Annotated in this window: 17 protein-coding genes; 13 read left to right on the top strand and 4 right to left on the bottom strand. The window is 54.2% G+C overall.

Translation table 11 applies throughout. The annotated features are described in order from the left end of the window. The 3 genes from FPZ45_RS08305 to FPZ45_RS08295 form a co-directional block, all read left to right on the top strand. Positions 1–1,185: S-layer homology domain-containing protein (locus tag FPZ45_RS08305; protein WP_186438288.1), on the top strand; the 1,185-nt coding region annotated here is incomplete at its 5' end. A gap of 183 nt (positions 1,186–1,368) precedes the next feature. Further along, entirely contained in the window at positions 1,369–6,486 is a 5,118-nt protein-coding gene (locus FPZ45_RS08300; protein WP_144700189.1) for an AAA family ATPase, read from the top strand. Continuing rightward, entirely contained in the window at positions 6,483–7,136 is a 654-nt protein-coding gene (locus tag FPZ45_RS08295; protein ID WP_144700187.1) for a response regulator, read from the top strand. Before FPZ45_RS08300 ends, FPZ45_RS08295 begins: the two co-directional genes overlap by 4 nt. A gap of 36 nt (positions 7,137–7,172) precedes the next feature. On the opposite strand, the gene FPZ45_RS08290 is transcribed toward FPZ45_RS08295, so the two are convergent. Next, positions 7,173–8,315 carry a virulence factor gene (locus tag FPZ45_RS08290; RefSeq protein ID WP_144700185.1) on the bottom strand — a complete coding sequence of 381 codons (1,143 nt, stop codon included), beginning with the start codon at positions 8,313–8,315 and terminating at the stop codon, positions 7,173–7,175. A gap of 199 nt (positions 8,316–8,514) precedes the next feature. On the opposite strand from FPZ45_RS08290, the gene FPZ45_RS08285 reads away from it, so the two are divergent. The 4 genes from FPZ45_RS08285 to FPZ45_RS08270 all read left to right on the top strand — a co-directional run bounded on the left by FPZ45_RS08285 (position 8,515) and on the right by FPZ45_RS08270 (position 13,704). Next, positions 8,515–9,483, top strand: coding sequence for an MBL fold metallo-hydrolase (locus FPZ45_RS08285; RefSeq protein ID WP_144700182.1), 969 nt, complete (start codon positions 8,515–8,517; stop codon positions 9,481–9,483). Continuing rightward, the gene (locus tag FPZ45_RS08280) at positions 9,480–11,111 is read left to right on the top strand and encodes an ABC-F family ATP-binding cassette domain-containing protein (protein WP_144700180.1); all 1,632 of its coding nucleotides are present in this window, start codon (positions 9,480–9,482) and stop codon (positions 11,109–11,111) included. The genes FPZ45_RS08285 and FPZ45_RS08280 overlap by 4 nt, the downstream gene beginning before the upstream one ends. A gap of 340 nt (positions 11,112–11,451) precedes the next feature. After that, on the top strand, positions 11,452–12,432 hold the full coding sequence (locus FPZ45_RS25260; RefSeq protein WP_186438287.1) for a hypothetical protein: 981 nt from the start codon (positions 11,452–11,454) through the stop codon (positions 12,430–12,432). 252 nt (positions 12,433–12,684) lie between these two features. Further along, positions 12,685–13,704: a C40 family peptidase gene (locus FPZ45_RS08270; RefSeq protein ID WP_246120375.1), complete on the top strand. Its 1,020-nt coding sequence runs from the start codon at positions 12,685–12,687 to the stop codon at positions 13,702–13,704. Between the two features lie 90 nt (positions 13,705–13,794). Here FPZ45_RS08270 and FPZ45_RS08265 read toward each other — a convergent pair whose 3' ends face one another. After that, on the bottom strand, positions 13,795–14,910 hold the full coding sequence (locus tag FPZ45_RS08265) for an MGDG synthase family glycosyltransferase (RefSeq protein WP_144700178.1): 1,116 nt from the start codon (positions 14,908–14,910) through the stop codon (positions 13,795–13,797). Positions 14,911–15,013: 103 nt separating this feature from the next. Here FPZ45_RS08265 and kapB point away from each other — a divergent pair, with 103 nt between their 5' ends. Further along, positions 15,014–15,394 carry a sporulation phosphorelay system protein KapB gene (gene kapB, locus FPZ45_RS08260; RefSeq protein ID WP_144700176.1) on the top strand — a complete coding sequence of 127 codons (381 nt, stop codon included), beginning with the start codon at positions 15,014–15,016 and terminating at the stop codon, positions 15,392–15,394. A gap of 125 nt (positions 15,395–15,519) precedes the next feature. Further along, on the top strand, positions 15,520–17,784 hold the full coding sequence (locus FPZ45_RS08255; RefSeq protein WP_144700174.1) for an Ig-like domain-containing protein: 2,265 nt from the start codon (positions 15,520–15,522) through the stop codon (positions 17,782–17,784). A 496-nt stretch (positions 17,785–18,280) separates the two neighbouring features. On the opposite strand, the gene FPZ45_RS08250 is transcribed toward FPZ45_RS08255, so the two are convergent. Beyond that, positions 18,281–19,564 (bottom strand): SGNH/GDSL hydrolase family protein, encoded by a 1,284-nt coding sequence (locus FPZ45_RS08250; RefSeq protein WP_186438286.1) that lies wholly within the window; start codon positions 19,562–19,564, stop codon positions 18,281–18,283. A gap of 103 nt (positions 19,565–19,667) precedes the next feature. On the opposite strand from FPZ45_RS08250, the gene gltB reads away from it, so the two are divergent. Then, positions 19,668–24,272 carry a glutamate synthase large subunit gene (gene gltB / locus FPZ45_RS08245; RefSeq protein ID WP_144700170.1) on the top strand — a complete coding sequence of 1,535 codons (4,605 nt, stop codon included), beginning with the start codon at positions 19,668–19,670 and terminating at the stop codon, positions 24,270–24,272. 247 nt (positions 24,273–24,519) lie between these two features. Beyond that, the gene (locus tag FPZ45_RS25890) at positions 24,520–24,651 is read left to right on the top strand and encodes a hypothetical protein (RefSeq protein ID WP_281284889.1); all 132 of its coding nucleotides are present in this window, start codon (positions 24,520–24,522) and stop codon (positions 24,649–24,651) included. 84 nt (positions 24,652–24,735) lie between these two features. Here the strand turns inward: FPZ45_RS25890 and FPZ45_RS08240 are convergent, their stop codons facing one another. Continuing rightward, positions 24,736–25,107: a helix-turn-helix domain-containing protein gene (locus tag FPZ45_RS08240; protein ID WP_144700168.1), complete on the bottom strand. Its 372-nt coding sequence runs from the start codon at positions 25,105–25,107 to the stop codon at positions 24,736–24,738. Between the two features lie 241 nt (positions 25,108–25,348). On the opposite strand from FPZ45_RS08240, the gene FPZ45_RS08235 reads away from it, so the two are divergent. Both FPZ45_RS08235 and FPZ45_RS08230 read left to right on the top strand, forming a co-directional pair. Continuing rightward, positions 25,349–25,807: a PilZ domain-containing protein gene (locus FPZ45_RS08235; protein WP_144700166.1), complete on the top strand. Its 459-nt coding sequence runs from the start codon at positions 25,349–25,351 to the stop codon at positions 25,805–25,807. A 21-nt stretch (positions 25,808–25,828) separates the two neighbouring features. Next, positions 25,829–26,893 carry an LCP family glycopolymer transferase gene (locus FPZ45_RS08230; protein WP_144700164.1) on the top strand — a complete coding sequence of 355 codons (1,065 nt, stop codon included), beginning with the start codon at positions 25,829–25,831 and terminating at the stop codon, positions 26,891–26,893. Positions 26,894–26,917 lie beyond the last annotated feature (24 nt).

The raw sequence follows: 26,917 nt of genomic DNA, 5'->3' as shown, positions 1-26,917 counted from the left end.
CAATGGACAAGCGTCGCACATGCCGACGACTATCAAGTATTCATGAGTTCGACATCCGGCAATTATGATCCGCAGTCGGCCGTCTCCGTGACGGGTTCGGTTTACAGCTATCAGGCGACAGGTTTGATGAACGGCACGACTTACTACTTTATCGTGAAGGCGATCAATGCCGGCGGCGGCATCGCTTCGAATGAAGTGAGCGCGACGCCGAGAACCGTGCCTGCTGCACCGACGGATGTTGCGGCGACAGCAGGCAACGGTCGAGCTACGGTAAGCTTTAAAGCACCGGATAGTGGTGGAAGTCCGATTATCGAGTACAGAGTAACGGCTTTGCCGGGCAACATCGAGGTTACGGGAACGTCGACTTCCATTACGGTGACGGGCTTAACGAACGGCACGAAATACACGTTTACGGTCGAGGCAAGGAATGCGGCGGGATATGGCCCGCAATCGACAGTTTCCAACGAGGTAACGCCAAAAGCACCGACGAATACGGACAACACCGGCGGCGGTGGGCCGACAGGCGGAGGTAATGGGTCGACAGGCAGTGGCGGCACAACTGGAGGCGGGAACGCGACTGAAGGACCCGGCAACGGAGGCTCTTCAAACGGCGGCTCTACCGAGAACAACAACGGGGCAGGAGCTACCCAATTTTCCGACATCGCCGGCCACTGGGCGGCAGCGAACATTCGTGAAGCCGTGAAGCAGGGCATCGTTCAAGGCTACGCGGACGGTACGTTTAAGCCGAACGCGACGGTCACGCGCGCGGAGTTCACGGTAATGTTGATCAATGCATTGAAACCTGTAGGCACGGGAGCTGAACTCCGCTTTGCGGACAATGCGAAGATCGGCGGATGGGCGCGCGAAGCAATCTCGCAAGCGGTGCAGGGAAACATCATTAAAGGCTTCTCCGACGGCACGTTCCGTCCGAACGCGGAGCTGACGCGCGCCGAGATGGCGTCGATCGTGGCGAACGCGCTGAAGCTGATCGGCAACGCCGACGCGGCAAATGGCTTCACCGATGCGGCCAAACTTCCGAATTGGGCGAAGGGAGCGATCGGAGCGCTCGCCGAAGCCGGTATCATGCAGGGCAAAAGCGGTAACAAGTTCGACGCCGCGGCTACGGCGACGAGAGCGGAAGCGATCACGATTTTGCTGAAGATGCTTGCGCAATCCGATAAGTAAAATGCAAAACAATCGAGGTTATCTTTCCGGCAACCGTCAAGCGGCCGGAAGGATAACCTCGTTACGCTTACGGAATTTTCTTAGACTTATGTTTAATCTTGTCGATGGGTCTGCTACGATAAATGATATGCGAGTTGCGAGAAAGAGAACGGCACCCGACAGGATGGAGAAAGGAGTCAAGAGATGAGCGAGCACTTTATCGATTATGCCTGGGAGCGCGATGGAAATTTGAAATTACATGGGTATTCTACGATTGAGCAGCTTGGAAGTCTTGAAGACTGCGTATTCTATCGATTGTGGAGCGACAAGGAGGGCTCGAGCGTCATCGCCAAAACGACGCGCGATCCTTACCCGGATGGAAAGACTGCCCAGTCTCTTCGAGACGAATATGAGAGATTGAAGCGGATCGGCAGCCAAGGTGCGCTTGAAGCGCTCGGAATAGAAGAGGTCGCTGATCGGCCGGTCGTTCTATTAAAAGACATCGGCGGCGATCTGATGAATGCTCTTGTTCCGTCGCGGGATCCGTCGCTCCCGCTCGCGGATCTCGTGCGAGTAGCCGTATCCGCAGCCGACAGCCTGATGCGTCTGCACCGGGAGGACCTGGTCTTGCTCGGAATTTCTCCATCGTATTTGTGGGTAAACGTCGAGACCGGCGAAGCCAAGTTTGCCGATATTCGCAATAGTTCGAACGATCGGGAGACTGACGCTTACGTCCCATTCATCGATTGTCCGCGTTCGCTGCAGCCTTACCTGTCGCCGGAGCAGACGGGAAGAACGGGTAATGAACCCGATTACCGTTCGGATCTGTACTCTCTCGGAATGACGCTCTACGAATGGATCTCAGGAAGTCTGCCATTCCAGAGAGAGCGCGAATCGGACATTGTGTACCGCCATCTCGCTGTCGCTCCTCAACTGCTTCATCGCGAATTTCCGGGTATTCCGGAAACGTTGTCCCGCATCATCGGAAAGTGCCTGGAGAAGTCGCCGGAATCCAGATACATGAGCGTTTACGGGCTTAAGCTTGATCTGGAGAACTTTCTGGCCGGAATCGAAGGGACCGGGGAAGCGCCCGGGTTCGAGCCGGGCGAAAGGGACGTTCCTCGCCGGTTTCGTTTTCCGACGGAATTATATGGGCGAATCGCCGAACGGGAGCAACTGTATCAGGCATTGGACCGGGCGAGATCGGGCGCGACGGAAATGTTCGAGATTCAAGGCGTAGGCGGAATCGGCAAAACGTTTTTCGTTCGGGAGACACTGAAGGAAATCATCCACGTTGCCGGGAAATTAGCGACGGGGAAGTTCGATTCCAACCGCAATGCCCTGCCGTACGGAGCGTGGATTCAAGTTATCGAGGAACTTACGAGCGAACTGTTGACGGCAAGCACGCTGGAGATCGAGGTTTGGAAGCTCCGTATGTTGAAGGTGTTGGAAGGGTACGGGCGATTGCTCATCGAACGCGTCCCTCGGCTTGAGCTTCTGATCGGACCTCAACCCGAGGTGCCTTCGCTGCCGCCGGTCGAGGCGAAGCGCCGATTTCATTTGATATTAAGCCGGTTTCTTCAGGTTTTCGCTTGGAGGGATCGGCCGCTCGTGCTGTTCCTGGACGACCTCCAGTGGGCAGACGAAGAATCATTGCATTATCTTGCCGATTTCTTGGAAGATCGGGAAACGAAACATGCGCTTATCGTACTGGCTTATCGGGACGAGGAGCTGTCTGCGGGAATAGCTTTACCGCAACTGCGAGAACGGCTTGCCGTGAGAAAGGCGGGCTGGACCAGCATTCGGCTCGAAGCTCTCGGCGAACGGGAAACGGAAGCGTTACTGTATGACGCGCTGAGGGGCGAACGGGAAATTTACGGCGAATTGGCGTCCATGCTGCTTAGGAAGACGGCTGGGAATCCGTTTTTTCTAAAGCGGTTTTTGCAAGATTTGTTGGATTCTCGGGCGGTACAGTTCGACGAAGACGCCGGAAGGTGGATCTGGGATACGTCGCGCATTTTGGAGATGAGCGTTGCCGAAGACGCGGCGTCCTATTTGGCGAAGAAACTCGCACATCTGCCCGGAACTTTAATCCGAACGCTGAGCCGCGCGGCGTTTCTTGGCAATACTTTTGGAACTGAGCAACTAAAGTCGCTTGTCGGACTTGATGAGGGGGCATTTGCCGAAGCGCTCGATACCGCCGTTCGCGAAGGTCTGCTTCAAGCAGACAATCGGGATCGAGGCGTTTTTCGCTTCCAGCATGACCGCATTCAACAGGCCGCATACGAATTCGTCTCGGAGGAAGAGCGGATCGGACTTCATTACCGCATCGGAATGGAGAAACTCCGCAACTTTAACGAAGCGGCCGACTTCGATGATTTTGGAGCGGTACATCATCTGAACCGGGCGGCCGAGAAATTCGTTGAAGAACGGGAACGAAGAGAATTGGCGAATTTGAACCTGCGCGCGGGTTTAAAAGCGAAGCAATCCACTGCATACGAGACGGCGCTCGGCTATATCGCCCGTGCGATGGACATGTTGGCCGAAGCTTCTTGGGACGAGGATTACGAATTGATGTTCCTGGTTTATCGGGAACGCGCCGAGTTAGAGTACCTCTGCTTGCATTTCGATGAAGCCAAGACGAGGATGGGGTTGCTGCTCGGGAAAGCAAAAAACAAATTAGATCAAGCCGTTATTTATAATCTAATGATACAGTTGGAGGCCAGCTTGGATAATCGCGGCGAAGTGATCGAGCTGGCGAGAAGAACGCTGGCGCTCCTGAACGTGGACATCCCCGCCAGGCTCGGCCGTTCACGGCTGATCCGGCAAATGCTAAGGGTCCGGCGAAAGCTGAGAAGGCATTCCGGTGATACGATTGCCAAGTTGCCCCCGATGACGGACGAGACGAGCAAGATTGCCATGAAAACGCTTGACTTAGGAACGGGAGCTTTATTTCAAGAGGATAAGAATGGGTGGCTGGCTTATACGCTCACAATGGTCGAATTAACGCTCGAGCGGGGAAGGGCTCCGGAATCCTGCATTGGATTTATAGGTTATGCGCTGATCCAATACAGCGTCTTTCATCGGATGGAAGAGACATATCGTTGGGGAATTTTAGCCTGGGAGTTATCTAAGCCTTATCCGCTGTTGCTCGTCAAGACATTGAGCGTTTTCCAGATCTGCTCCGACAGTTGGCGCAAATACGACCGGGAGATGCTGGACGTATTTTCACGTTACTCCGGCAAAGTTGGACTCGAATCGGGCGATATCTGGCAGGGCAATCAAAGCGTTCTTATCGACTGCGTCACGCGATTCAACCTCGGCTGTCCGATCCCCGCGGTCTACGAGCGTCTCCTTGAACATGCTGGTGAATTCAGACGACACAAAAACGATGTGATCTGGAAGGAAGCGACGATGTTCGCGGCGATGCTGGTGCGTTTGTCCGGGTATCGGGCACCGGGAGACCTCTATCCGATCGAAGAAGTCGAGCAGGAGAATTATACGGCCGGGAGCGCGCATTTGGAAGAGCTGTCTTCCGTCTGCGACTACATATACGGCTATATTTTCGAAGACTACGCGAAAGCGGAAGAGGCGTTGAAGAAAGTGGCTGATCTTACCGAACGGAGGAAAGACAAGGCCGAGAATGCCTTGCTTGATACATACGAGGCTCTTGTCTGGCTGCAACGCTATGAGACGCTGCCCGCCGAGGAACGCGGCGAACGCTGGTCCGCGATCCGTACGCGCAGAAACCGGATGAGGAAGTACGCGAGAAGGTGTCCGGAAAACTATTTACACAAGCTGTTTTTGATCGATGCGGAGATAGCGCGGCTGAAGGGGAAACACCGGCGGGCGGAGGAATTGTACGCGAAGTCGATCGAGGCCGCCGAAGCAAGCGGCCATATTCACGATCTGGCCATCGCCGCGGAATGCTGCGGCAAGCACGGGCTAAGTCAAGGCAAATCGCATCAGGCTAAAGTGTATTTAACCCAGGCGTACGAGACCTATCAGCAATGGGGAGCTTACCTCAAGATCGAACAGATGGAAAAAAAATATGCGACTTTGCTAAAGCTCAAGCCGGAAACGGGGCTCGATCGGATCGATTATTTATCCGTCGTTCAGTCCGTTCAAGCGATATCGGGTGAGATGGAGATGGACAGTCTGCTGAACAGGCTCATGCGGATTATGCTGCACAATTCGGGTGCGGAATTCGGCGCGCTTTTGTTCGATTATGAAGGCAGTTGGGTCGTGGAAGCTTACGGTACGCTAGAGGATTTGCGGATCGCGCCGGTTCCGGTCGATTCGGTTCCTGTCGAACAGCACGACGAGATGCCCGCGGCCGTGGTCGTTTACGCGGCTCGCACTGGGGAGACGGTCATTCTTCACGACGCGGCCCGGGAAGGGATGTTCGCGAGAAACCCTTATATTAGCAATAAAGGTGTACGCTCCGTCCTCTGCCTGCCGATTTGGCATCAGAATAAAATGATCAGCCTGCTCTATCTAGAGAATAAGTTATCGCCTAACGTTTTTACTCCGCAGCGGCTAGAACACGTAAAACTGCTTGCTTCCCAGTGCGCGATCTCGATCGCCAACGCGAAGCTGTTCACGGGGATTCGGGAGCTGAGAAACAATCTGGAGAAACAGGTGGAGGAGCGTACCCGCAGTCTGGAGCGAGCGATGCTCGAGACATCGGCCGCATTAGCCGAAGCTTCGGTCTATGAGGAAAGGAACCGGATCGCCCAGGAAATCCACGACATCGTCGGTCATACGCTGACTTCGACGGTCATTCAGATCGAAGCAGGGAAAAGGCTTCTTCTCAAGGATGCCGATGAGGCCGTCAATCGCTTGAAGGAAGCTCAAGATCTGGTCAGGCATAGCTTGAATGAAATTCGCGGTTCGGTGCACATGTTGAAGCAGGATAAATACGCGGATCTCGAAGCGCAGATTCGGCAATTAATAGAGGAAACGGAGCGCAACGCAGGGGTCTCGATCAGGGCGGATATCGATCCGATACCGGAGCTTTCCGCCGCACATCGAAAGACAATTTATCATGCCCTTCAAGAGGGGCTGACGAACGGCATCCGTCACGGCTCCAGCACGGAGTTTCGGTTCGGCTTGCGCGACGTCGGCCAGATCATTCGGTTCCGACTAGACAATTACGGCAAGGGAACGGATAAGATTGTTCCGGGATTCGGTTTAAAGGCGATGAGAGACAGAGTCGAGCAGCTAGGAGGTTCGCTGTCCGTCGAGTCGGGGAGCGGCGAGGGCTTCCGTCTGCTGATCGAACTGCCTTATTCGGCGTTACGAACGGAGGATAATCAATGAAAACAATCAAACTGGTCATCGCCGACGATCAAATGCTGACAAGAGAGGGTCTGAGAACGATCCTGGACCTCGAAGACGACATGGAAGTCGTCGGACTGGCCAAGAACGGAGAGGAGGCCGTCGCGCTGACGTTCGAGCTGCGGCCGACGCTCGTCCTGCTGGATATCCAAATGCCCGTAATGGACGGCATTGCCGCGCTCAAAAGAATCAAGGCCGATTGTCCGGAGACGCGAATCCTCATTCTGACGACCTTCATCGATACCGACTATATCGTCAATGCTCTGGCTTATGGCGCTGATGGCTATATGCTTAAGGATGCGGAGGGGGATAAAATGATCGATTCGATTCGCGACACGGCGAACGGGCAGTTTGTGCTGCCAACTGCCGTGGCAGCCAAGCTGGCGGCGAGATTGGCTCAATTGACCGAGGATTCCGAGCAGCGGCGCCAAGGCGGAGCGGAATGGGTGAAACTGACCGAGCGGGAAGACGAGCTCGCGCGGCTTATCATCAGAGGAATGAACAACCGGGAGATCGCCGAGGCGCTGCACATCACGGAAGGTACGGTTCGGAACTATATCAGCAACTTGTACGGTAAGCTAGGCGTCGTCGATCGAGCTCAGGCGATCGTTCGACTTCAGGCTTTGTTCTGATGAAAGAGGGACGGCATCGCCGTCCCTCTTTCCGTATTAATCTTTACTTTGCTCCTGCTCCCGCATGCGCGTCATCTGCTGCCAGACGGAGCCGGCGGCTTCTTCACCGCGCTCGATTCGGGCGACCGCCATCTCGGCTTGAAGCCGAACCTCGAATTCCGTCTCGCTCGTAGTCGTTCGGCGCAGCGCCTCCAAAGCCGTCTCATCCCCGGCTTCATACAGGAACCGGGCAGCGCGCCAACGCACGAGCTTGTTGGAATCCTCCAACGCTTCGATCATCGGCGCGATCGCGATTGGATCTCCGATGTCCGACAGCGTGTCCCCCGCCGTACGGCGAACGGAGCCCGACGAATCCTTAAGCGCCTCGAACAAATAAGGGAAAGATTCCGCCGTCCTCAGGTCACCCAGATACACAACCGCCAGTCGCCGAACCGACATCTGGCTGTCCTTAATCGCACGGGCGACGACAGGCAAATCCTCCGGCGTCGGCTTCAGCCGCTCGAGCGCCGCGTAGCGCTCCCGCCAATCCTGCGACTCCAGCGCCTTCATTACTGTCGCGCCGTCTAACGGCGCTGGCGGTGCCGGAGGAGCCGCTTCGGGACCGGCCGCTTTGGCTTGCTCGATCAAATCGCGTATCCTCGCATCGGAATAAGCCGCGTCAAGCTCCCGGCTAATCTCGTCTAATACTTCTTGCGGATCGCCATAGCGTACGCCCAGATCCTCGAGCATGCGCTCGCGGATCATCGTCGCGCCCGCCGCCTCGGTGACGGCTTGTGAGAACCTTTCGGGCATTGCCGCTCTGAACTCCTGTCCGCCGCTGCGCACCCGAATCTGAATCGGAATTCCGCGATACATTTGCACGCGGACATGGGCTTCGCCGAAGCCCGCCGCATCAGACATGGAGGCGGATAGCGAGCCTTCGGCGGCGATCCCGAACACTTCCTTGATCCCGTCGAGGATCGCGGCCCAATCGGCATTGCCTCTACGGTCAAGCGCAAGAAAATCCGCTGTATGGAAAATGCCTTTAACCCCAGGAACTTCAAGCAGCTTCGCGATCAGAGAAGGCGCCGACTTCGAATCTTTGTCATAATTCAACTGAACGCCGGGATCGAGCCGTTCGTCCACGTTAAGCTTCATCGTATTCGGACTCGGGGTCGGCTCTATGGATAACAATTTCATGGAACAGCCCTCGCTTTCTTTTTCCTATCACCACAATACCGCAATCGCGTTCAAAATGCCAAAGATCCTGCTGTGTCTCGCTCAGAATCAAAGGGCTCATGCGGTTATTCGAACCCTGAGGGCTTTTTTTACGCCCAACCTTGGTACATTTCGATGTTTCCTGATATAGTATACATGAGCACATCATCGGAGGGATTTCATGCCTAGAAGACGCTTCGGCAACTTGGATTCCGTGGGTGCTGGCAAAGCATCCAAGGTTCAATTCGACCGTTGGCGTGAGAATCGGTTTCGTAAGCTGCGCAACAAGGGATATGAGGAGTGCGTTCCGAGCGTGTTGCCGGACTTGAAGTTTCTGCAGCACAACCGCAGCGAACCGTCCGTGACTTGGATCGGCCATTCCACTTTCCTCATTCAGATGGCGGGTTTGAATATCGTGACGGATCCCGTATGGGCAAGGCGTATGGCCTTCCAGAAAAGATTGGTCCCACCCGGCATCGAATTATCGGACATGCCGTCGGTCGACGTCGTTCTGGTCTCGCATGCGCATTACGATCATTTGCATCTAGCTTCGCTGCGTAGATTAAGAGGTCCGAAGAAGATGGTCGTACCGGCCGGGCTCAGCAGGAAACTGTTCCTGCGCGGTTTCCGTCAAACCCAGGAGCTTCACTGGTGGGAGCATACGGAATTGCATGGCGTAAAGTTCACATTCGTTCCCGCCCAGCACTGGACCCGGCGCAATCCCTGGGATATGAACAAGTCCCATTGGGGCGGATGGGTGCTGGAGATCGATCGCGGACCGACGATTTATTTTGCTGGGGACAGCGGATATTTCCGAGGCTTCAGCGAGATTGGGCGCAGGTTCGACATCGACGTCGCGCTTCTTCCGATCGGGGCGTACGATCCCGAATGGTTCATGTCATCTCAGCACGTGAGTCCTGAAGAAGCCTTGCAGGCTTATCTGGACGTCAAGGCGAAGTATTTCGTACCAATGCATTACGGAGCGTTCAAGCTTTCCGACGATACCCCGGCGGAAGCGTTGAGACGGCTCGAGGCGGAGCGGGTTCGCCTGGGGATTCCGCAGGAGAAGCTTCTTCTGCTGCAGCATGGCGAGACGATGCGCTTCGAGAACGTAAATAATATAGAAACAAAGGATGGATCAGACTCATGATTACCGTATCCGGCGTAAGCCTGCGTTTCGGCAAACGCCCCCTATTCGAAGACGTTAATATCAAATTTACGCCCGGCAACTGTTATGGTTTGATCGGTGCGAACGGAGCGGGTAAATCCACGTTCCTGAAAATTCTATCCGGCGAAGTAGAGTCTTCTACCGGAGAGGTTCACATCACTCCCGGCGAACGTCTTGCCGTCCTGAAGCAGAACCATTTCGAGTACGATGAATTCAATGTGTTGGAAACGGTCATTATGGGCCACGAGCGCTTGTATAAGGTCATGAAAGAGAAAGACGCGATTTATATGAAAGAAGATTTCTCCGACGAAGACGGTATGCGCGCCGGAGAACTCGAAGCCGAATTCGCGGAGATGAACGGTTGGGAAGCGGAGAGCGAAGCCGCCGGCATGCTGAATGGACTGGGCATCACGACCGACTTGCACGATAAGAAAATGGCGGAGCTTAGTGGTAACGAGAAAGTACGCGTGTTGCTCGCGCAAGCGTTGTTTGGCAATCCGAACATTCTGCTGCTCGACGAACCTACCAACCACTTGGACCTGGAGTCGATCAACTGGCTGGAAGAGTTCCTGTCCCGTTACGAGGGCACCGTTATCGTCGTATCCCATGACCGTCACTTCCTGAACCAGGTTTGTACGCATATCGCGGATATCGATTTCGGCAAAATCCAAATGTACGTCGGTAACTACGATTTCTGGTACGAGTCGAGTCAGTTGGCTCTGAAGCTCGTACGCGATCAGAACAAGAAGAAGGAAGACAAGATCAAGGAGCTGCAGGAGTTCATCCAGCGCTTCTCGGCGAACAAGTCCAAGGCGAAGCAAGCGACGAGCCGCCGCAAGCTACTCGACAAAATTTCACTGGATGACATTCGTCCGTCGAACCGCAAATATCCGTTCATCAACTTCAAGCCGGAGCGCGAAGTCGGCAAGCAGGTCGTCACGGTCGAGAACGTATCGGCGTCCATTGATGGAGAAAAGGTGTTGAACGGCGTCAATATCGTCGTCAACAAAGGCGACAAGATCGCGCTTGTCGGTCCTTACGGACATGCGAAGACGTTGCTGTTCCAGATTCTCGTAGGAGAGAAGGAGCCGGACGAAGGTGCTGTCACTTGGGGCGTTACGGCGACGAAAGCGTATTTCCCTAAGGAAAACTCGGATTACTTCGAAGGCGTAGATCTGAACTTGGTCGACTGGCTGCGGCAGTATACGAAGGATCCGGACGAATCGTTCATCCGCGGTTTCTTGGGCCGTATGCTGTTCTCGGGCGACGAAGCATTGAAAAAAGCATCGGTATTATCCGGGGGCGAAAAGGTGCGTTGCATGCTGTCCCGCATGATGCTGACGAACGGCAACGTGCTGCTGCTCGACGAGCCGACGAACCACTTGGACCTCGAATCCATTACGGCGCTGAACAACGGTTTGATCGACTTCGATGGCCCGATCATCTTTACTTCGCATGACCATCAGTTCATGCAGACGATCGCCAACCGGATCATCGAGATTACGCCGAATGGCGTCATCGACCGGTTGATGACTTTCGACGAGTACCTCGAGCACCCGGAAGTGCAGGAGCTTCGCGCGAAGCTGATTCCGGAAGAGGATCGTAAATAATAAGCTATGAGGCTGTCCCTTGGGGCAGCCTTTCGTTTTTGCGCCATTGTCGCAAAAAGCGGCAATGGCGCGTCTCAAATCGAGCCGCTCTCTCCCATTGTCGCAAATAGCAGCAATAGTGCGTCTCAAACCGAGCCGCCCCTTCCTATTGTCGCAAAAAGCGGCAATGGTGCGTCTCAAATCGAGCCGCTCTCTCCCATTGTCGCAAATAGCAGCAATAGTGCGTCTCAAACCGAGCCGCCTTCTCCCATTGTCGCAAAAAGCAGCAATGGTGCGTCTCAAATCGAGCTGCCCCTTCCCATTGTCGCAAAAAGCGGCAATGGCGGGACGTAAGGCGAGCATGCGTCGCTCTAACGGTCTGCGGGACCGTTACAGGCGGCAGATGAGCGGAATGGGGTGTTCTTACGGTCTGCGGGACCGTTACAGGCATTGGATGAGCAGAATGTGGTGCTCTATCGTTCTGCGGGACCGTTACAGGCGGCGGATGAGCGGAATGCGGTGCTCTAACGGTCTGCAAGACCGTTACAGGCGGCGAATGAGCAGAATGCGGTGCTCTAACGGTCTGCGGGACCGTTACAGGCGGCGAATGAGCGGAATGAGGCGTTCTAACGTTCTGCGGGACCGTTACAGGCGGCGAATGAGCGGGATGAGGTGTTCTAACGTTCTGCGGGACCGTTACAGGTGGCGGATGAGCGGAATGCGGTGCTCTAACGGTCTGCGGGACCGTTACAGGCGTTGGATGAGCGGAATGAGGTGCTCTAACGTTCTGCGGGACCGTTACAGGCAGCGGATGAGCAGGATAGGGTGTTCTTACGTTCTGCGGGACTGTTACAGGTGGCGAATGAGCGGGATGAGGTGTTCTTACGTTCTGCGGGACCGTTACAGGTGGCGAATGAGCAGGATAGGGTGTTCTTACGGTCTGCGGGACCGTTACAGGCGGCGAATGAACGGGATGAGGTGTTCTAACGTTCTGCGGGACCGTTACAGGCGTTGTATGAGCGGAATGAGGTGTTCTTACGGTCTGCGGGACCGTTACAGGTGGCGGATGAGCGGAATGCGGTGCTCTAACGGTCTGCGGGACCGTTACAGGCATTGGATGAGCGGAATGTGGTGCTCTAACGTTCTGCGGGACCGTTACAGGCGGCGGATGAGCGGAATGCGGTGCTCTAACGGTCTGCGGGACCGTTACAGGTGGCGGATGAGCGGAATGCGGTGCTCTAACGGTCTGCGGGACCGTTACAGGCAGCGGATGAGCGGAATGGGGTGTTCTTACGGTCTGCGGGACCGTTACAGGCAGCCACTGAGTGGTAGCGGCAAGTAAAGGAAGGATATGGTGGTGTTTTTACGCGGTCCGGTCCGATTGCGATTGGTAAGTTTGGGAAAATGGGTTCATTTTGATCTGCGTGTGGAGTGGGTTCTGATTATAAAGACCTATATATATCGGTTCTTTAATCCTATTACGGACTGAGGGCGGTGGGTTCCTGGTCCGATGGAAGGCTTACAGCGCGCCTCTATAATGGAGCAGGTGAGGGCAGGACGCTCTTAACGCCGAATCCAGAGGAGGACTGCGCAAGTGAAACGAACGTTGATGTGTCTTTTGGCTGCGGCAACCGTATGGGGAGCGTATCCGCACTCGCAAGCAAACGCGGCCCAAGTGTCGGGATCGATTCAATACGGGGTTAACTTCCGAATGGCTCCAAACACATCGTCAACAATTATCCGCATGATCGGCAAAGGCGAGGAAGTGGTTGTTCTCGACTCTTCCAATCGCAACTGGCTGCAAGTTCGGGATAGCAAAGGAAAAGTCGGATATATTTCATCGGATAGCCAATATATACAGATTAATGAATCCTCGTCTGGCTCCAACAATTCGCCAGCATTGAAAACGAACGCAACCATTGCGGCTAGCGTCTCCTTCCGAACCGGGCCGTCGACAGACGCCGCTCGCATTCGGTATATGCAGAAAGACGAGAAGGTGACGATTACCGGAAAGCCTAACTCATATTGGTATGCGGTAACCGATGCGAACGGCACTGCAGGTTACGTAAGCACGGACACCAAATATATAACGGTTACCGGACAGGTCGCGACTCCGCCGGCTACGGAGGAGAAACCCGCAGTGCCTGAAGCGAAACCGGAATCCGGAGCCGCATCTAAACAAGTAGAAGCGATTATCGCCGCCGGGATGAAGTATTTGGGCACACCGTACGAATACGGATCCAAACGTGACGATACGAGCACTTTCGACTGTTCGGATCTGATCCGTCAAATGTTCAAGGACGCGATCGGGGTGACGCTGCCGGCGGATTCCCGCGGGCAGGGAAATTACGTGCGGAGCAAAAACGCGGCCGTGACGGATTGGCATAAGCTCAAGCGCGGAGATCTCATGTTTTTCATGGATTACAAAGGGACAAGCGCATCGCTCTACTCGGGCAAAATACCGTTTAGCACGAAGATTAGCCACGCGGCGATTTACTTAGGAGACGGTAAAGTCCTTCACACGTATTCGAAAGCGTCTGGCGGCGTCCGGACTGACAGCATTGAAGGTAAGCATTGGGAATATCGTTTCCTCTACGGAGGCAGCGCATTGTAACTAATGAAGCGAAAACAAAGAAGCGTCGTCTCCACGTATGAGTGGTCGAAGGCGCTTCTTTGCGTTGTCGGAGTCTTCTCCGTATATGGGCTATTCCATTAATGCAAGCACGGCTTCGGAGCATTTTGCCGGGTGATACTCCGCATTGCGCAATGCAAGCAGTGTGTCACGATGCTGATAAGCCGCATACGGTTCTTGGATTAGCCGAAACCACCGGTCGATCGTCTCGTTGCTTGTCATGAGCTCTCCAAACCCGTGGGTGACGAAGTATTCCGCATTTTCCTCTTCCTGGCCCGGAATCGGCTCGTAGAACAGCATCGGAATACCTTTCGCCATGCCTTCGGTGCAGGTCATGCCTCCGGGTTTGGTGACGAGCAGGTCGGAGACGTCCATCAGTTTGCTGATTTCTCTCGTGAATCCGATGACGTGGACGTTCGGGTGCCGGAACCGGGGATCTTCGAGCAGCTTCTCCCTGGCTTTCTCGTTGTTGCCCATGCAGAGAATGATTTGCACCTTCTCGGCGTAGGTCGCCATGTATTCGACAAGCTCTTCTCCGTACAGAAGTCCCCATCCTCCGCCCATAATGAGGACAGTCGGCATATCTTTAAGCTGAAATTGATTCAGGATTTCCGCTCGATCGTGAGGGTACCAGAAATTCGGATGGACGGGGATGCCCGTCACTTCGATCGAAGCGAATGGCACTCCTCGCGCGATCAATTTGTCCCGTACGGCCGGCGTGCTGACCAAATAAGTATTGACCTCGGGATTAGTCCACGTCGCATGGGCGTCGTAGTCGGTAATGAGCGTATACAAAGGGACATCCAGTCCCAGCCTTTTCAGCCGACTCACGACGGCGTTGGGAATTGGATGCGTACAGACGATGGAATCCGGCTTCAGTTGCCGGACGACGTCCGATACTTGATTATAGAACAACCGGTGCAGCGCAAACTGCGTCATTCGGTTCAACGATTTATGATAGCCGCTGCGATACATCTTGCCGACCAGCTTAGGCTGTTTGCTTACAGTTTTGCGGTAAGCGGACAAGATTAACGGGCCAATGACCGGATTCAGGAATGTGCCAAGCTCGATGACCCGCGTTTGGATCCGCGGAGACAGCTGGCGCAATCCGACGGCGAGCGCATAGGCGGCTTGCGTATGACCGGTACCGAAACCTTCGGAAAGCAGCAGAACACGTTTTTTGCGCATAAGAAATAATCCTCCACTTTTCCTACTTCCATATTACGCTGAAGCGGGACTCGTAACAAGTGGTACAATAATAAGAAACAGGTTTTAAAGGGAGCTGATAACGATGAATGAAGCGGAAACAAAAAATGAAATCGTGAAAATCGTCAATAAAACGGGAAGTTACATAGGAAAAGCGATCGAACAGGACGAACGCCGCGTACTGGTGGAGGTTCTTGCCGTGCTGCAGCATCCTACCCAGGGCGATCTCCACAGTTCCTACGATCCGGACGCCGCGATGTTCCACGAAAGAAGAGCGCTTGCGTATCACGAGAAGGTATGGGCGCCGATTCAGTCCGTCCAGCGTTATACGGGAGCCGTGCCGGAGTACCGGGAGTCTCTTAAGACGGCTCTTGAGCTTGAAGCGGCACGAATGGATCGAATGAAGAGATGGGCGGAACGGTGCCTGGACAATCTGGAGACGCTGCGAAAGGATTACGGCATGTAATGTCGTTCTTTAGTCCTAATCACCAGGGAATTCTCATTTCCATCTTCAGGAATCAGTTTGCAATGCCGTTATACAAGTAGAGTGTTCAAAAAAAAGACTTCTGCTTATGGAGGATCCGCTTAAAAATGAAAATGTGGAGATCAGCAGCGAAACATCGGCAACCGTCGTTACGTCCCGGAACCATTTATAATCGTATTCTCTCGGCTTTTATGGCGATCGCCCTGATCGGCAGCTTGTTCGGCGGAGTGGCCAATGCGGCGGATGACGTCGTCAACAACGTTTATATTTCTACTAGCGCCAAAGAGCCCGGAAAATTGTATGTCGACGATAACTCGATTATTTTGAACGCATATGCAACCATGTCTATTACCGGCGATAAGCTCATCACGGATGACGCGACGTGGTCTTCGACTTCCAATTCGGTCAAAGTGTCCAAAGGCGTCGTGACCGCGACCGGCGTTGTGTCGTCGGCGACGATCACGGCCAGATACAAGGATAGGTCGGCATCGTTTCTCGTGACCGCCGAGCATTATTTCGACGAGCTTAAGCTGAAGATCAATTTGGCGAATGCACCCGAGAAGAAAGAAGTCGAACTGGGACAAGACTTGAATCTTTCTGTTTTCGGTACTCGCAGCAGCGGCGGCACGGAGGAGGAAATGACGACTACGGCGCAATGGACGACGTCCGATTCGAACGTCGCCACTGTCGAGAAGGGCAAAGTAAAGTTCCTCTCCGCCGGCGAAGTCAAAATTACCGCGAAGAGTAAAGGGAAGTCCGCTACGATCGAGTTGAAGGTGACTTCTCCTTATAAAGATATTAAGTTCCAAATCGTTGCGGGTAAGCCGATCGACGGCCCCGTCGAGATGGCTATCGGCGGATCGGATCAACAGCTAATCGCGATTGCTACGCTGCAATCGGGCGGCGCGCCGGATACGATTACGGAGAAGGCGACCTGGACGAGCAGCAACGAAACCGTCGTCAAAGTAGATGAGAAGGGCAAGCTGAAGGCCATAGGCAAAGGAACGGCGGTCATTACAGCAAAACATAACGGCCAATCGGGTAGCCTGACGATCATCGTGAAAACGACGTACGAAGCGCTTAAAGTGACGCCTCAAGACGCGATTTACATGACGCTGTACGGCTCTAGCGTACAATTGAAAGCCGAGGCCAATAACGGCAAGCTTGGAACGGAAAATGTCACAAGTCTGGCCGAATGGAAAATATCCGACAGCGACCAAGCCGTGGCGTTCATCGACAAAACCGGTGGTCCGGTATTGGTGCGGCCTAACGGAGTAGGCACTGCGACGATCAACGTTTCTTATTTGGGGTTGTCGAAGTCCATTAACGTAACGGTATTCCCGACGATCGAGTCCATCGACGTAGGGAAGGACGAGAAGGACGTATTCATAGAAGACACGGGCGCGCTTCCGAACGTTATGGGTAAAACATTTGACGGAGAGTCCAAAGACGTCAGCAAACTAGCGAATTGGACTTCGAATAACGAAGCCGTCGTGACGATCGAAGACGGTAAGTGGAAAGCGGTAAGCGATGGAACGGCAACGTTGACCGCAATCGTTGAAACCGCAGTGGGAAAACCGCATATCGAAGCATCCTTTAAGATCAACGTTCATAAAAAAATTCTGGCGTTGATCCCTTCCGAAGAATCGATCAGCGTCGTAATCGGCAAGGAAGTGGCTCTGCCGACCGTACAATTGATTTACGAAGACGGCAAAGAGATGCCGATCTCGGACAAGATCGTTTGGAAATCCTCAACCCCGAATCTTCTCGTGATGCAGTCCTCGGCGAAAGGGCTACTGGCTGCCAACGCGACGCTGACGGGGACATACTTGAACAAAACGGTGAAGATTAAAGTTGTTGTCGAAGAGGAATTCACTTCCTTCTCGATTACGCCGACGAAAGTCAGCCTCACGCTGAACAAGTCGCAATCGATCAAGGTCATCGGCACGACGAAGAGCGGCAAGAACGTCACGATCAGCTCCCGACTCGATTGGAAGCCTTCGAGCGAAGGACACGTCGCGGTGAAAGGCGCTTCCGTCAAAGGATTAACGGAAGGCAGCGGCAAACTGACGGCGACGATCCAAGGAAAAACACTGGAAGTTCCTTATGTCGTAACGGCAAAGCTGACCAAGCTGACGGCATCGGAGACATCCTTCAAGTCCGTAGTGGGTAATCAATTAAGCGTTCAGGTTACGGCGTTGTACGAGAACGGCAAAACCGAGAACGTGACGTCCCAAGCCGTATGGTCCACTTCCAAAGCTTCCGTGGCTACGGTAGCGGACGGCAAGATCTCGGTAAAGGGCAAAGGAAGCGCGACAATCAAAGGCGTGTTCGGCGGCAAGACGGTCTCGGTCCGCGTGACGGTGAAGTAAAAATGAAAAAGGTGGCGTTAGGGATACTATCCCTGCGCCACCATTTTTGTGTTAAATAATCGAACAACTCACATCGCACTAAGCCGAACTCTGGGAATAGCTCGATAATATCGAACTACGCGTGCCGCGCCGGGCCAAACTTTGGGAATAACTCGAAATAATCGAACTGCTCGAGCCCCGTCGCACCAACCCGGAGGAATAACTCGAAATTATCGAACAACTCACATCGCACTAAGCCGAACTCTGGGAATAGCTCGATAATATCCAACTACGCGTGCCGCGCCGGGCCAAACTTTGGGAATAACTCGAAATAATCGAACTGCTCGAGCCCCGTCGCACCAACCCGGAGGAATAACTCGAAATTTTCGAACAACTCACATCGATCCTATAAGCGTATTCGAATACGCAGCGTCAAGAAAAGAAGGGGCAGCCCCAAAGTCATTTATCACTTTGGGCTGCCCCTTTTGCTTGGAATGGGTATGCTATAAAAACAAGATTAGGAATTGATAAAGACGGTCAGCAGCTTCTTGCGGAACACGACTTGATAATCCAAGCCTTCGCTGATGACGGCTAACGGGACATAAGTTTTTTGGATTTGGCCGACTTGCTGGAAGTATGCCGGCGTGTTAAGCGGCTGGGTTTTACCGTTTACGATGACGGATTTGGCTCCGATCGTAATGACGACTTCCCGATCGTTCTTCTTAAATATCGCAGTTTTCGTTTTTTGATTCCACTTCAGGTCGGCTCCTACCGCGTCCGCAACATCCCGCAAGGCGAGGAAAGTCGTATTGTCGACGATAACCGGCTTGCTCGGCGGCTCCTTGCCGTTAATGACGACGGACAGCGGAACGTCGGCCGCTCTTGGAGCCGGCTTCAGGTACTTCTGCCAGATCACTTCGGCGAAGACTTGGGCCATCGCCTCGTAACCGTCTTGCTTGGGGTGGGTGTCGAACCCGTCAAAAGCATTAAAGTATGTATACGAGCTTTCCTTCCCCGCGAACTTCTCGGATACGTGGGCGATTTTCAGCGGAATGCCCTTCCCGTTAGCTTGTTCGGCGAATTTGTCCAAAGCGTCCGCAAGCTGTTTAACGGCTTTCTGCAAATCCTCGTACAACTCGTGGCTCTTGAATAACGGCAAATATTGATCGGCCAGGACGATCTGTGCACCCGGGGCCAATTCATGCAAACGAGTCATCATTTTATCCAAATCTTCTGTGTAATCCTTCATTGTTTTGTCGAAGCTGTCCTGTATAATTTTTCGTGCGGAGGCTGTAGGCTGACTCACAGCCGTTTTTATGAACGGGCCGAAATCATTCCCTCCGATCGTTAAGACGACTAGATCGGCTTTGGCCAGATCGTCGGCGAGCCCGGGCGTTTTCTTGGCGATCCCGTCGGCTTGAAGGGCGACTCTCGGATCGTAAGAGGAGAAATCCTGCAAGTCCGCCACGGAGAGCGGCTTCCGGTCTGCGGCGCCTTGAAGCAGGTTCGTAAGCCCAGGAACGGTCAGTCCCATGATCGCATAATTGGCAAGCTCCGAACGCTGGCGAAACAAGGACTGTTCGTAGACCCGGTCCACATATCCATATGGAGAGGCCGTTCCATCCATGATTTCTTTCGTAGGTTCAAAGCCGGCGCTTACGGAGTCGCCCAGGGCGACAATCCGATACAGACGATCGGACGCGGAGCTTGCATCAGCGGCCGATAGCGATGGAGGCGTAGACGACAGGACGACGGCAAGAGCGAGCATCATTCCAAACGATTTTCTCACAATATTTTTCATAGTTAGATCCATCCTTTCGATATCTATATTCTAGGGTAATTGGAACAGGATTTGAAGCCATTTCGCATCATTTCCTAGACTGCGCAGAGAAAGGTTGATATACATGGTAGAGATGCGTAGAGGTCTTCCCGTCAAACAGGGGATGTACGACCCGCAGTTCGAGAAAGACGCATGCGGAATGGGGTTCGTTGCCCATATCAAGGGTAAGAAATCCCATGAGATCGTCGAGCAGGCACTGACGCTGCTGTTCAATATGGAGCATCGCGGCGGCCAGGGGAGCGAGCCCAGCAGCGGAGACGGGGCGGGGATTCTGCTTCAGATTCCGCACCGGTACTTGTCTGCCGAGACGACGAAGCTTGGCTTCTCGCTGCCGGAAGAAGGGCGCTATGCGGTCGCAATGACGTTCTTGCCGCAAGAGGAAGCGGTTCGCCGTAAGCATGAGGAGATTTTCGCGGCGATCATCGCCGAAGAAGGGTTATCCCTGCTCGGTTGGCGAACCGTCCCGACGAACGACGAGTCGCTGGGCGAATCCTCGAGGAAGGTCAAGCCGTTCGTTCGCCAAGCGTTCATCGAACGCTCGGAAGCGCTGGCTGACGACATGGCGTTCGAGCGCAAGTTATACGTGATCCGCAAACGGGCGGAAAAAGCGATCCGCTATGCGGATATCGAAGGCGCGGACATGTTCTACTTCCCGAGCTTGTCGAGCAAGAAGATCGTATATAAAGGGATGCTGACGACCGAGCAAGTAGGGCTGTTCTATCCCGAGCTGCACGACCCCGAGCTGGAAACGGCCATGGCGCTCGTTCACTCCCGGTTCAGCACGAATACGTTCCCGAGCTGGGAACGGGCGCATCCGTTCAACTACTTGATTCACAACGGCGAGATTAACACGCTGCGCGGCAACATTAACTGGATGCATGCCCGCCAGACGCTGTTCGCCTCTGAAGCGTTCGGGGACGATCTTGAGAAAATCAAGCCGGTCATCGCTCCGGACGGCTCCGATACGGCTATGTTCGATAATACGTTCGAATTCATGTATTTGGCCGGCCGTTCGATGGCGCATGCCGCGATGATGATGGTTCCCGAGCCGTGGCAGAACGACGAGCATATGGACGAGGAAAAAAGAGCTTTCTACGAGTATCATGCCTGCCTGATGGAACCTTGGGACGGACCGGCTGCCGTCGGATTCACGGACGGCGTGCAGATCGGCGCGATTCTCGACCGCAATGGCTTGCGGCCCGCGCGTTACTGCGTAACGAAGGACGATCTGATCGTGCTGGCGTCCGAAGCCGGCGTCATTGATATTCCGCAAGAAGATATCGTGCTGAAGGATCGTCTGCGTCCCGGCCGTATTCTGCTCGTCGATACGAAAGAAGGGCGCATCATCTCGGACGAAGAAGTGAAACGCGCCATCGTAACGGAGCATCCTTATCGCCAGTGGCTGAACGATCACCTGGTCGACCTGATCGATCTGCCGGACGCGCCGGAATTGCCCGAGCCCGATCACAGTACGGTGCAACTGCGCCAGCAAGCGTTTGGTTACTCGTTCGAGGACGTCCGCAAGATCATCGAACCGATGGCGCTAACCGGCGTCGAACCGCTCGCTTCGATGGGTTATGATGCTCCTCTGGCCGTGCTGTCGGAGAAGCCGCAGCGCTTGTTCAACTATTTCAAGCAATTGTTCGCGCAAGTGACGAACCCGCCGATCGACGCGATCCGCGAGGAGATTGTGACTTCGACGTATACGACTGTTGGTCCCGAGCGGAATCTGCTCAACCCGGAACCGGAGAGCTGCCGCCATATCCGGTTATACACGCCGATTCTATCGAATGAGGAATTTGCCAAGCTGAGGCACGTGCATCGCCCGGGTTTCAAATCGAGCACGCTGCCGATCTTCTTCATCGCCCAAGACGGAGAGCAAGGCTTGCGCGACGCGCTGAAGCTGCTGTGCGAGGCAGCCGACCGCCTAATATCCAGAGGGCACAATATCCTGATCCTGTCTGACAAAGGCATCGACGCCGAGAACGCGGCGATTCCTTCGCTGCTTGCGGTAGGAGCATTGCATCACCATCTTATCCGCCAAGGCACGCGAACGAAGGTGAGCATTCTGCTCGAATCGGCGGAGCCGCGTGAAGTGCATCATTTCGCTCTGCTCGTCGGCTATGGCGTCAGCGCGGTTAACCCTTATCTGGCGTTCGAGACGCTTGACGACTTGATCCGCCAAGGGATGCTGAGCAATCTATCGCATGAGAAAGCGGTCAAGAATTTCATTAAAGCCGCAACCAAAGGCGTCGTTAAAGTACTGTCCAAGATGGGCATCTCCACGATCCAATCTTATCGCGGCGCGCAAATCTTCGAAGCGGTCGGACTGAATGCGGAAGTGGTCGAACGGTTTTTCAGCGGAACGGCGTCGCGCATCGAAGGGATCGGGCTGGACGTGATCACACGAGAAACGCTGGCCGCCCATACCCGCGCTTATTCCGAACAAGGAGGAGCAGAGAGCGAGCTGGACTCCGGCGGGGATTACCAATGGCGCAAAGGCGGGGAAGACCATCTCTTTAATCCGCAGACGATCCATACGCTGCAGATGGCAACCCGTACGGGAAATTACGAGACGTACAAAAAATACTCGGCGCTGGTCCAAGGGGAGTATGAGCAGGTTCGCATGCTGCGTTCGCTGCTGCAATTCAAATACGATCAGCCTCCTGTTCCGATCGAGGAGGTCGAGCCGGTCGAATCGATCTTCAAGCGCTTCAAGTCGGGCGCGATGTCGTTCGGATCGATCAGCAAGGAAGCGCATGAATCGCTTGCGATCGCGATGAACCGGATCGGAGGCAAGTCGAACTCCGGCGAGGGCGGTGAAGATCCGGCGCGTTACATTCCAGACGCGAACGGAGATTCCAGGCGCAGTGCGATCAAGCAAGTCGCATCCGGTCGCTTCGGGGTGACGAGCTATTATCTGTCCAACGCGGAAGAGATTCAGATCAAAATGGCGCAAGGCGCGAAGCCGGGCGAAGGCGGACAGCTCATGGGCCGCAAGGTGTATCCTTGGGTCGCGGAAGTTCGCGGAACGACACCGGGCGTAGGCCTTATCTCGCCGCCTCCGCATCACGATATTTATTCGATCGAGGATCTGGCCGAGCTGATTCACGACTTGAAGAACGCCAACCCGCGCGCGCGGATTAACGTGAAGCTCGTCTCCGAGGTGGGCGTAGGCACGATCGCCGCAGGCGTCGCCAAAGGACGCGCCGACGTGATCCTCGTTAGCGGATACGACGGAGGCACCGGGGCTTCCCCGATCGGCTCGATCCGGCATGCGGGCTTGCCGTGGGAGCTCGGTCTTGCCGAGACGCATCAGACGCTTATCCTGAACAACCTGCGCGATCGTGTCGTCGTTGAGACCGACGGCAAAATGATGACAGGGCGCGACATCGCGATCGCCGCGCTGCTCGGCGCGGAAGAATTCGGCTTCTCGACCGCTCCTCTCGTCGTGCTCGGCTGCATCATGATGCGCGTCTGCCAGCTCGATACGTGCCCGGTCGGCGTCGCAACGCAAAATCCGGAGCTTCGCAAGAAGTTCATGGGCGATCCCGAGCATGCCGTCAACTTCATGAAGTTCGTGGCTCAGGAATTGCGGGAAATCATGGCGGAGCTCGGCTTCCGTACCGTCGAAGAGATGGTGGGCCGCGTGGATCTGCTGGATACGAAAGGCGCGATTAAGCACTACAAAACGCAGGGCGTCGATCTTTCGCCGTTGCTTCATATGCCGGAATTGCCGGAAGGCTCCTATCGCCATAACGCGAAGGGGCAAAACCATCAGCTCGAGGAATCGTTGGATATGCGGACGCTGCTCTCCGCGGCTTCGCCTGCCCTTGAGCACGGACGGAGCGTGACCGGCACATTCCCGATCAAGAACACGAACCGCGTCGTCGGGACGATCGTAGGCGCGGAAGTAACGAATCGTTACGGAAAAGACGGGCTGCCGGAAGATACGATCAAGTTCCACTTTGTCGGCACGGCGGGGCAAAGCTTCGGGGCGTTCATCCCGCAAGGCATGACGCTGACGATCGAAGGTGACTCGAATGACTACGTGGGCAAAGGGTTATCGGGAGGAAAGCTTGCGGTATACCCATCGCCTAAAGCAACGTTCAAAGCCGAAGACAACGTCATTATCGGCAACACGGCGTTGTACGGCGCGACGAGCGGAGAAGCCTATATTCGTGGTGTTGCGGGCGAACGGTTCGCGGTGCGCAACAGCGGCGCGCACGTCGTTGTCGAAGGCGTCGGAGATCACGGCTGCGAATACATGACCGGAGGGCGCGTCGTTGTGCTCGGCAAGACCGGCCGCAACTTCGCCGCCGGCATGTCGGGCGGAATCGCCTACGTCGTCGATTGGGACGGCAAGTTCGTCGAGCGTTGCAATTTCGAGATGGTCGGGCTAGAGAGTCTGGAGGATGAAGACGAGATCGCGGAAGTGCGCGAGATGATCGGCAAGCACGTCCGGTACACGTCCAGCGAGATGGGCCGTCAAGTTCTCGAGGATTGGGACGGAATCGTACGCCGGATCGTGAAGGTGATTCCGAAGGATTATAAACGGATGATGGAGCAGATCGCCAAGGTCAAAGCCGAAGGGCTCAGCGGGGAGCAAGCGATGCTTGCCGCGTTCGAGGCCAACATGCGGGATCTATCCCGGGTCGGAGGCAACTAACACAAATGGAAACGTCTATGGAAGCGCGGCTAGTTAAAAGCGTGCTTTCATAGACGTTTTAGTATGTGGGAAGTGATTACATAAAATCCATTATCAGATCATTTCGCTAGTAAAATGGGGGTTTCGACAAAAGTTCCGAATAAAAAAAGCGGGAAGCGCTCCATCGCTCGACACCCTCCGCAATACCTATGTCCTATACTAGCGTTAGTGTTTCAAAACCGGAGCTGGAGAGGGTTTGGGGGCGGAGATGGAGAAGGAAATGCCGATCGGAAACCATGAAAATCAGCAGCCTTTGGAAGTTGACATCCGCAAGATTCTGGAGCAATTGGGCATTCATCGGGACAAGTGGCCGGAAGAGTACAAAGATCCGGTTCGTTGATCGAACTCGTATTTTACATAAGCAACGGCAAAACCTCGGTATCGAAGGATGCGTGACGCATTCCTCTTACCGAGGTTTTGTTTTTCATATTTTCATATCCCGCTCTGCGCGAACGAAAGCAATGAATCGGCGAGCTTCTTCGGGCGTCAGCTTACGCCCGTCAACTGTCAAGGTGAAATGCTCAAGCACCTGATCGTCGGAGAGCTCCAACCGATCGGCGAATTGACGCACCTCTGGATCCAGAACCGTGTTGGACTGTTCGGTTCTCCCTACCAAATAATCTATGGATACCTGGAAAAGGTCGGCAACCTTTCCTAATGTCTCGGTATCGGGCTCTCTGCGATTTTTCTCGTAGTGGGATAAAGCTGCGCGTGAGATGCCTAGGGAAGCAGCAAGTTCTTCTTGAGTCAAACCGCGTTGGTCTCTTAGAAAAGCGAGACGACTGCCGATATTCATCAAATCCCTCCCAGGATGGACGTTATTTTCATCATAATCGGTAACCTGAGCATTTGCATCAACTGCGACAAAATGTCGCAATCATCGCTATTTTATTTTAGTACGAGCCCATTTGAAATGCAAGCAACTTGCTAGATGAATAACAGATAAATAGTTTTCTCTTGACTTGATACAATATGTATCGTAAATTAAACTCGACTATATAGATACGATTTGTATCTAAAATGGAGTTTGATGAACGATGAATGAGGAGAACGGCGTCAATCGGCGCACGCATGTCCGCTTTCGATTCCAGACGCCATTCTTGGCGGAGCTATCCCTTTGGCGCGTTCGGGACAGAGGCCTTAGAAGCCGCGCTCAGAAAGTCATCGTTCGGGATATCAGCTTGGGGGGCTGCAGCTTTATTTCGAAATTGCAATTGCCGCTGCGAGAGGACGTCGAATGGCTGGTCCAGCTTGAACTCGGCCATTACACGGCAAAACCGAGGCTGATCCTTCTTCATCGAAGAGAGGAAGAAGGTTCGATCGTATACGGGGGCCGCTGGATCATGACCGCTCTGGAGCGGCAAGCGTTTCAGTTCAGATTCAATGATTACGTGAGGCTGATGCTTCTTGAAAGCCCGCATATTCATACGCTCTATAAGAAAATAGCGGATCGCAACGATGACGGTCAATTCAAGCATCTTGACGTGACATCGTAGGCTAGGAAGGGGAAATCGAAGTTGAAGCGGAAGCGCATCGTCAGATTGATCGTCTATTCATTTGTTTCGTTTCTTGCGCTCCTCATGATCGCCGGAGGGTATTTGTGGTATTCGGTGCATAAGACGATGGATGCGATGTACGAACCGCTTCCGTCCGTGAAATGGGAGCAGCCCCGTTTCGAGAACGATGCGGAAGGCGGTTTGGACAATTCGCCTGAACCTACGGAACGGCCGGGCGAGAATGAAACCGCAGCTGTGATCCCCTTGACGGTCTCGGATAAAGATCCGACCGAACCGGCGATCATAAGCGAGAAGGATGTCGAGAGGCTGAGAAATCCGAAGACCGGAAACGAAGATCCATTTAGCATGCTTCTGCTCGGAGTGGACGAGCGTCCGGGAGATCGCGGGCGCAGCGATACGATGATTCTTCTGACCTTGCAGCCGAGAACCGGCAAAGCCGTCGCCCTATCGATACCGCGCGACACAAGGGTGCTGATGCCGAACTCGGGGAAGTACGATAAGATCAATCACGCCTATGCGTTCGGGGGCATACCGTTGTCAGTCGAAGCGGTCGAGCATCTGTTTGGGGTGCCGATTGCTTACTATATAAAGACGAACATGGAAGGGTTAGTCCAAATCGTGGATACGATGGGCGGCGTGGACGTGGACAGTCTAAAAGCGTTCGAATTCGATGGGCAATCTTTTCCTATAGGCAAGCAGCACTTGAACGGAGTGGAAGCTCTGGCTTACAGCCGTATGCGCAAGGAGGATCCTCACGGCGATTTCGGACGGACCCAAAGACAAAGGGAAATTTTATCCGAGTTGATCGATCAGCTGACCGATGCGAACTCGATTGTTAAACTTCCTAAGATATTGTCGCATTTATCCGAATATGTACGGACGAATCTAAGCTCGGGAAATATGTACGATCTCGCTAGCAAGTATCGACCGGCAATCAGCGGTATCGAGACTTTGAATCTGCAAGGGAACGGGAAGATGATCAACGGCATTTATTACTATGCGATTACGCCGGAAGAACGTCGCAGAATCCAAGAGGAAATGCTGAAGTGCCTTAATGCGACTTAGACCGTAGCCAATCCAATAAACCGA

This window comes from Cohnella terricola, assembly GCF_007786475.1.
GTDB classification, from domain to species: Bacteria; Bacillota; Bacilli; order Paenibacillales; family Paenibacillaceae; genus Cohnella; species Cohnella terricola.
Note: the sequence above shows the minus strand (reverse complement) of the source record. Positions and strands in the feature narration are given on the sequence as shown.

Coding starts and splice junctions, on each gene's coding strand:
- FPZ45_RS08300 (WP_144700189.1), top strand. CDS start 1,369: ATGAGCGAGCACTTTATCGATTATGCCTGGGAGCGCGATGGAAATTTG.
- FPZ45_RS08295 (WP_144700187.1), top strand. CDS start 6,483: ATGAAAACAATCAAACTGGTCATCGCCGACGATCAAATGCTGACAAGA.
- FPZ45_RS08290 (WP_144700185.1), bottom strand. CDS start 8,315: ATGAAATTGTTATCCATAGAGCCGACCCCGAGTCCGAATACGATGAAG.
- FPZ45_RS08285 (WP_144700182.1), top strand. CDS start 8,515: ATGCCTAGAAGACGCTTCGGCAACTTGGATTCCGTGGGTGCTGGCAAA.
- FPZ45_RS08280 (WP_144700180.1), top strand. CDS start 9,480: ATGATTACCGTATCCGGCGTAAGCCTGCGTTTCGGCAAACGCCCCCTA.
- FPZ45_RS25260 (WP_186438287.1), top strand. CDS start 11,452: ATGCGTCGCTCTAACGGTCTGCGGGACCGTTACAGGCGGCAGATGAGC.
- FPZ45_RS08265 (WP_144700178.1), bottom strand. CDS start 14,910: ATGCGCAAAAAACGTGTTCTGCTGCTTTCCGAAGGTTTCGGTACCGGT.
- kapB (WP_144700176.1), top strand. CDS start 15,014: ATGAATGAAGCGGAAACAAAAAATGAAATCGTGAAAATCGTCAATAAA.
- FPZ45_RS08255 (WP_144700174.1), top strand. CDS start 15,520: ATGAAAATGTGGAGATCAGCAGCGAAACATCGGCAACCGTCGTTACGT.
- FPZ45_RS08250 (WP_186438286.1), bottom strand. CDS start 19,564: ATGAAAAATATTGTGAGAAAATCGTTTGGAATGATGCTCGCTCTTGCC.
- gltB (WP_144700170.1), top strand. CDS start 19,668: ATGGTAGAGATGCGTAGAGGTCTTCCCGTCAAACAGGGGATGTACGAC.
- FPZ45_RS25890 (WP_281284889.1), top strand. CDS start 24,520: ATGGAGAAGGAAATGCCGATCGGAAACCATGAAAATCAGCAGCCTTTG.
- FPZ45_RS08240 (WP_144700168.1), bottom strand. CDS start 25,107: ATGAATATCGGCAGTCGTCTCGCTTTTCTAAGAGACCAACGCGGTTTG.
- FPZ45_RS08235 (WP_144700166.1), top strand. CDS start 25,349: ATGAATGAGGAGAACGGCGTCAATCGGCGCACGCATGTCCGCTTTCGA.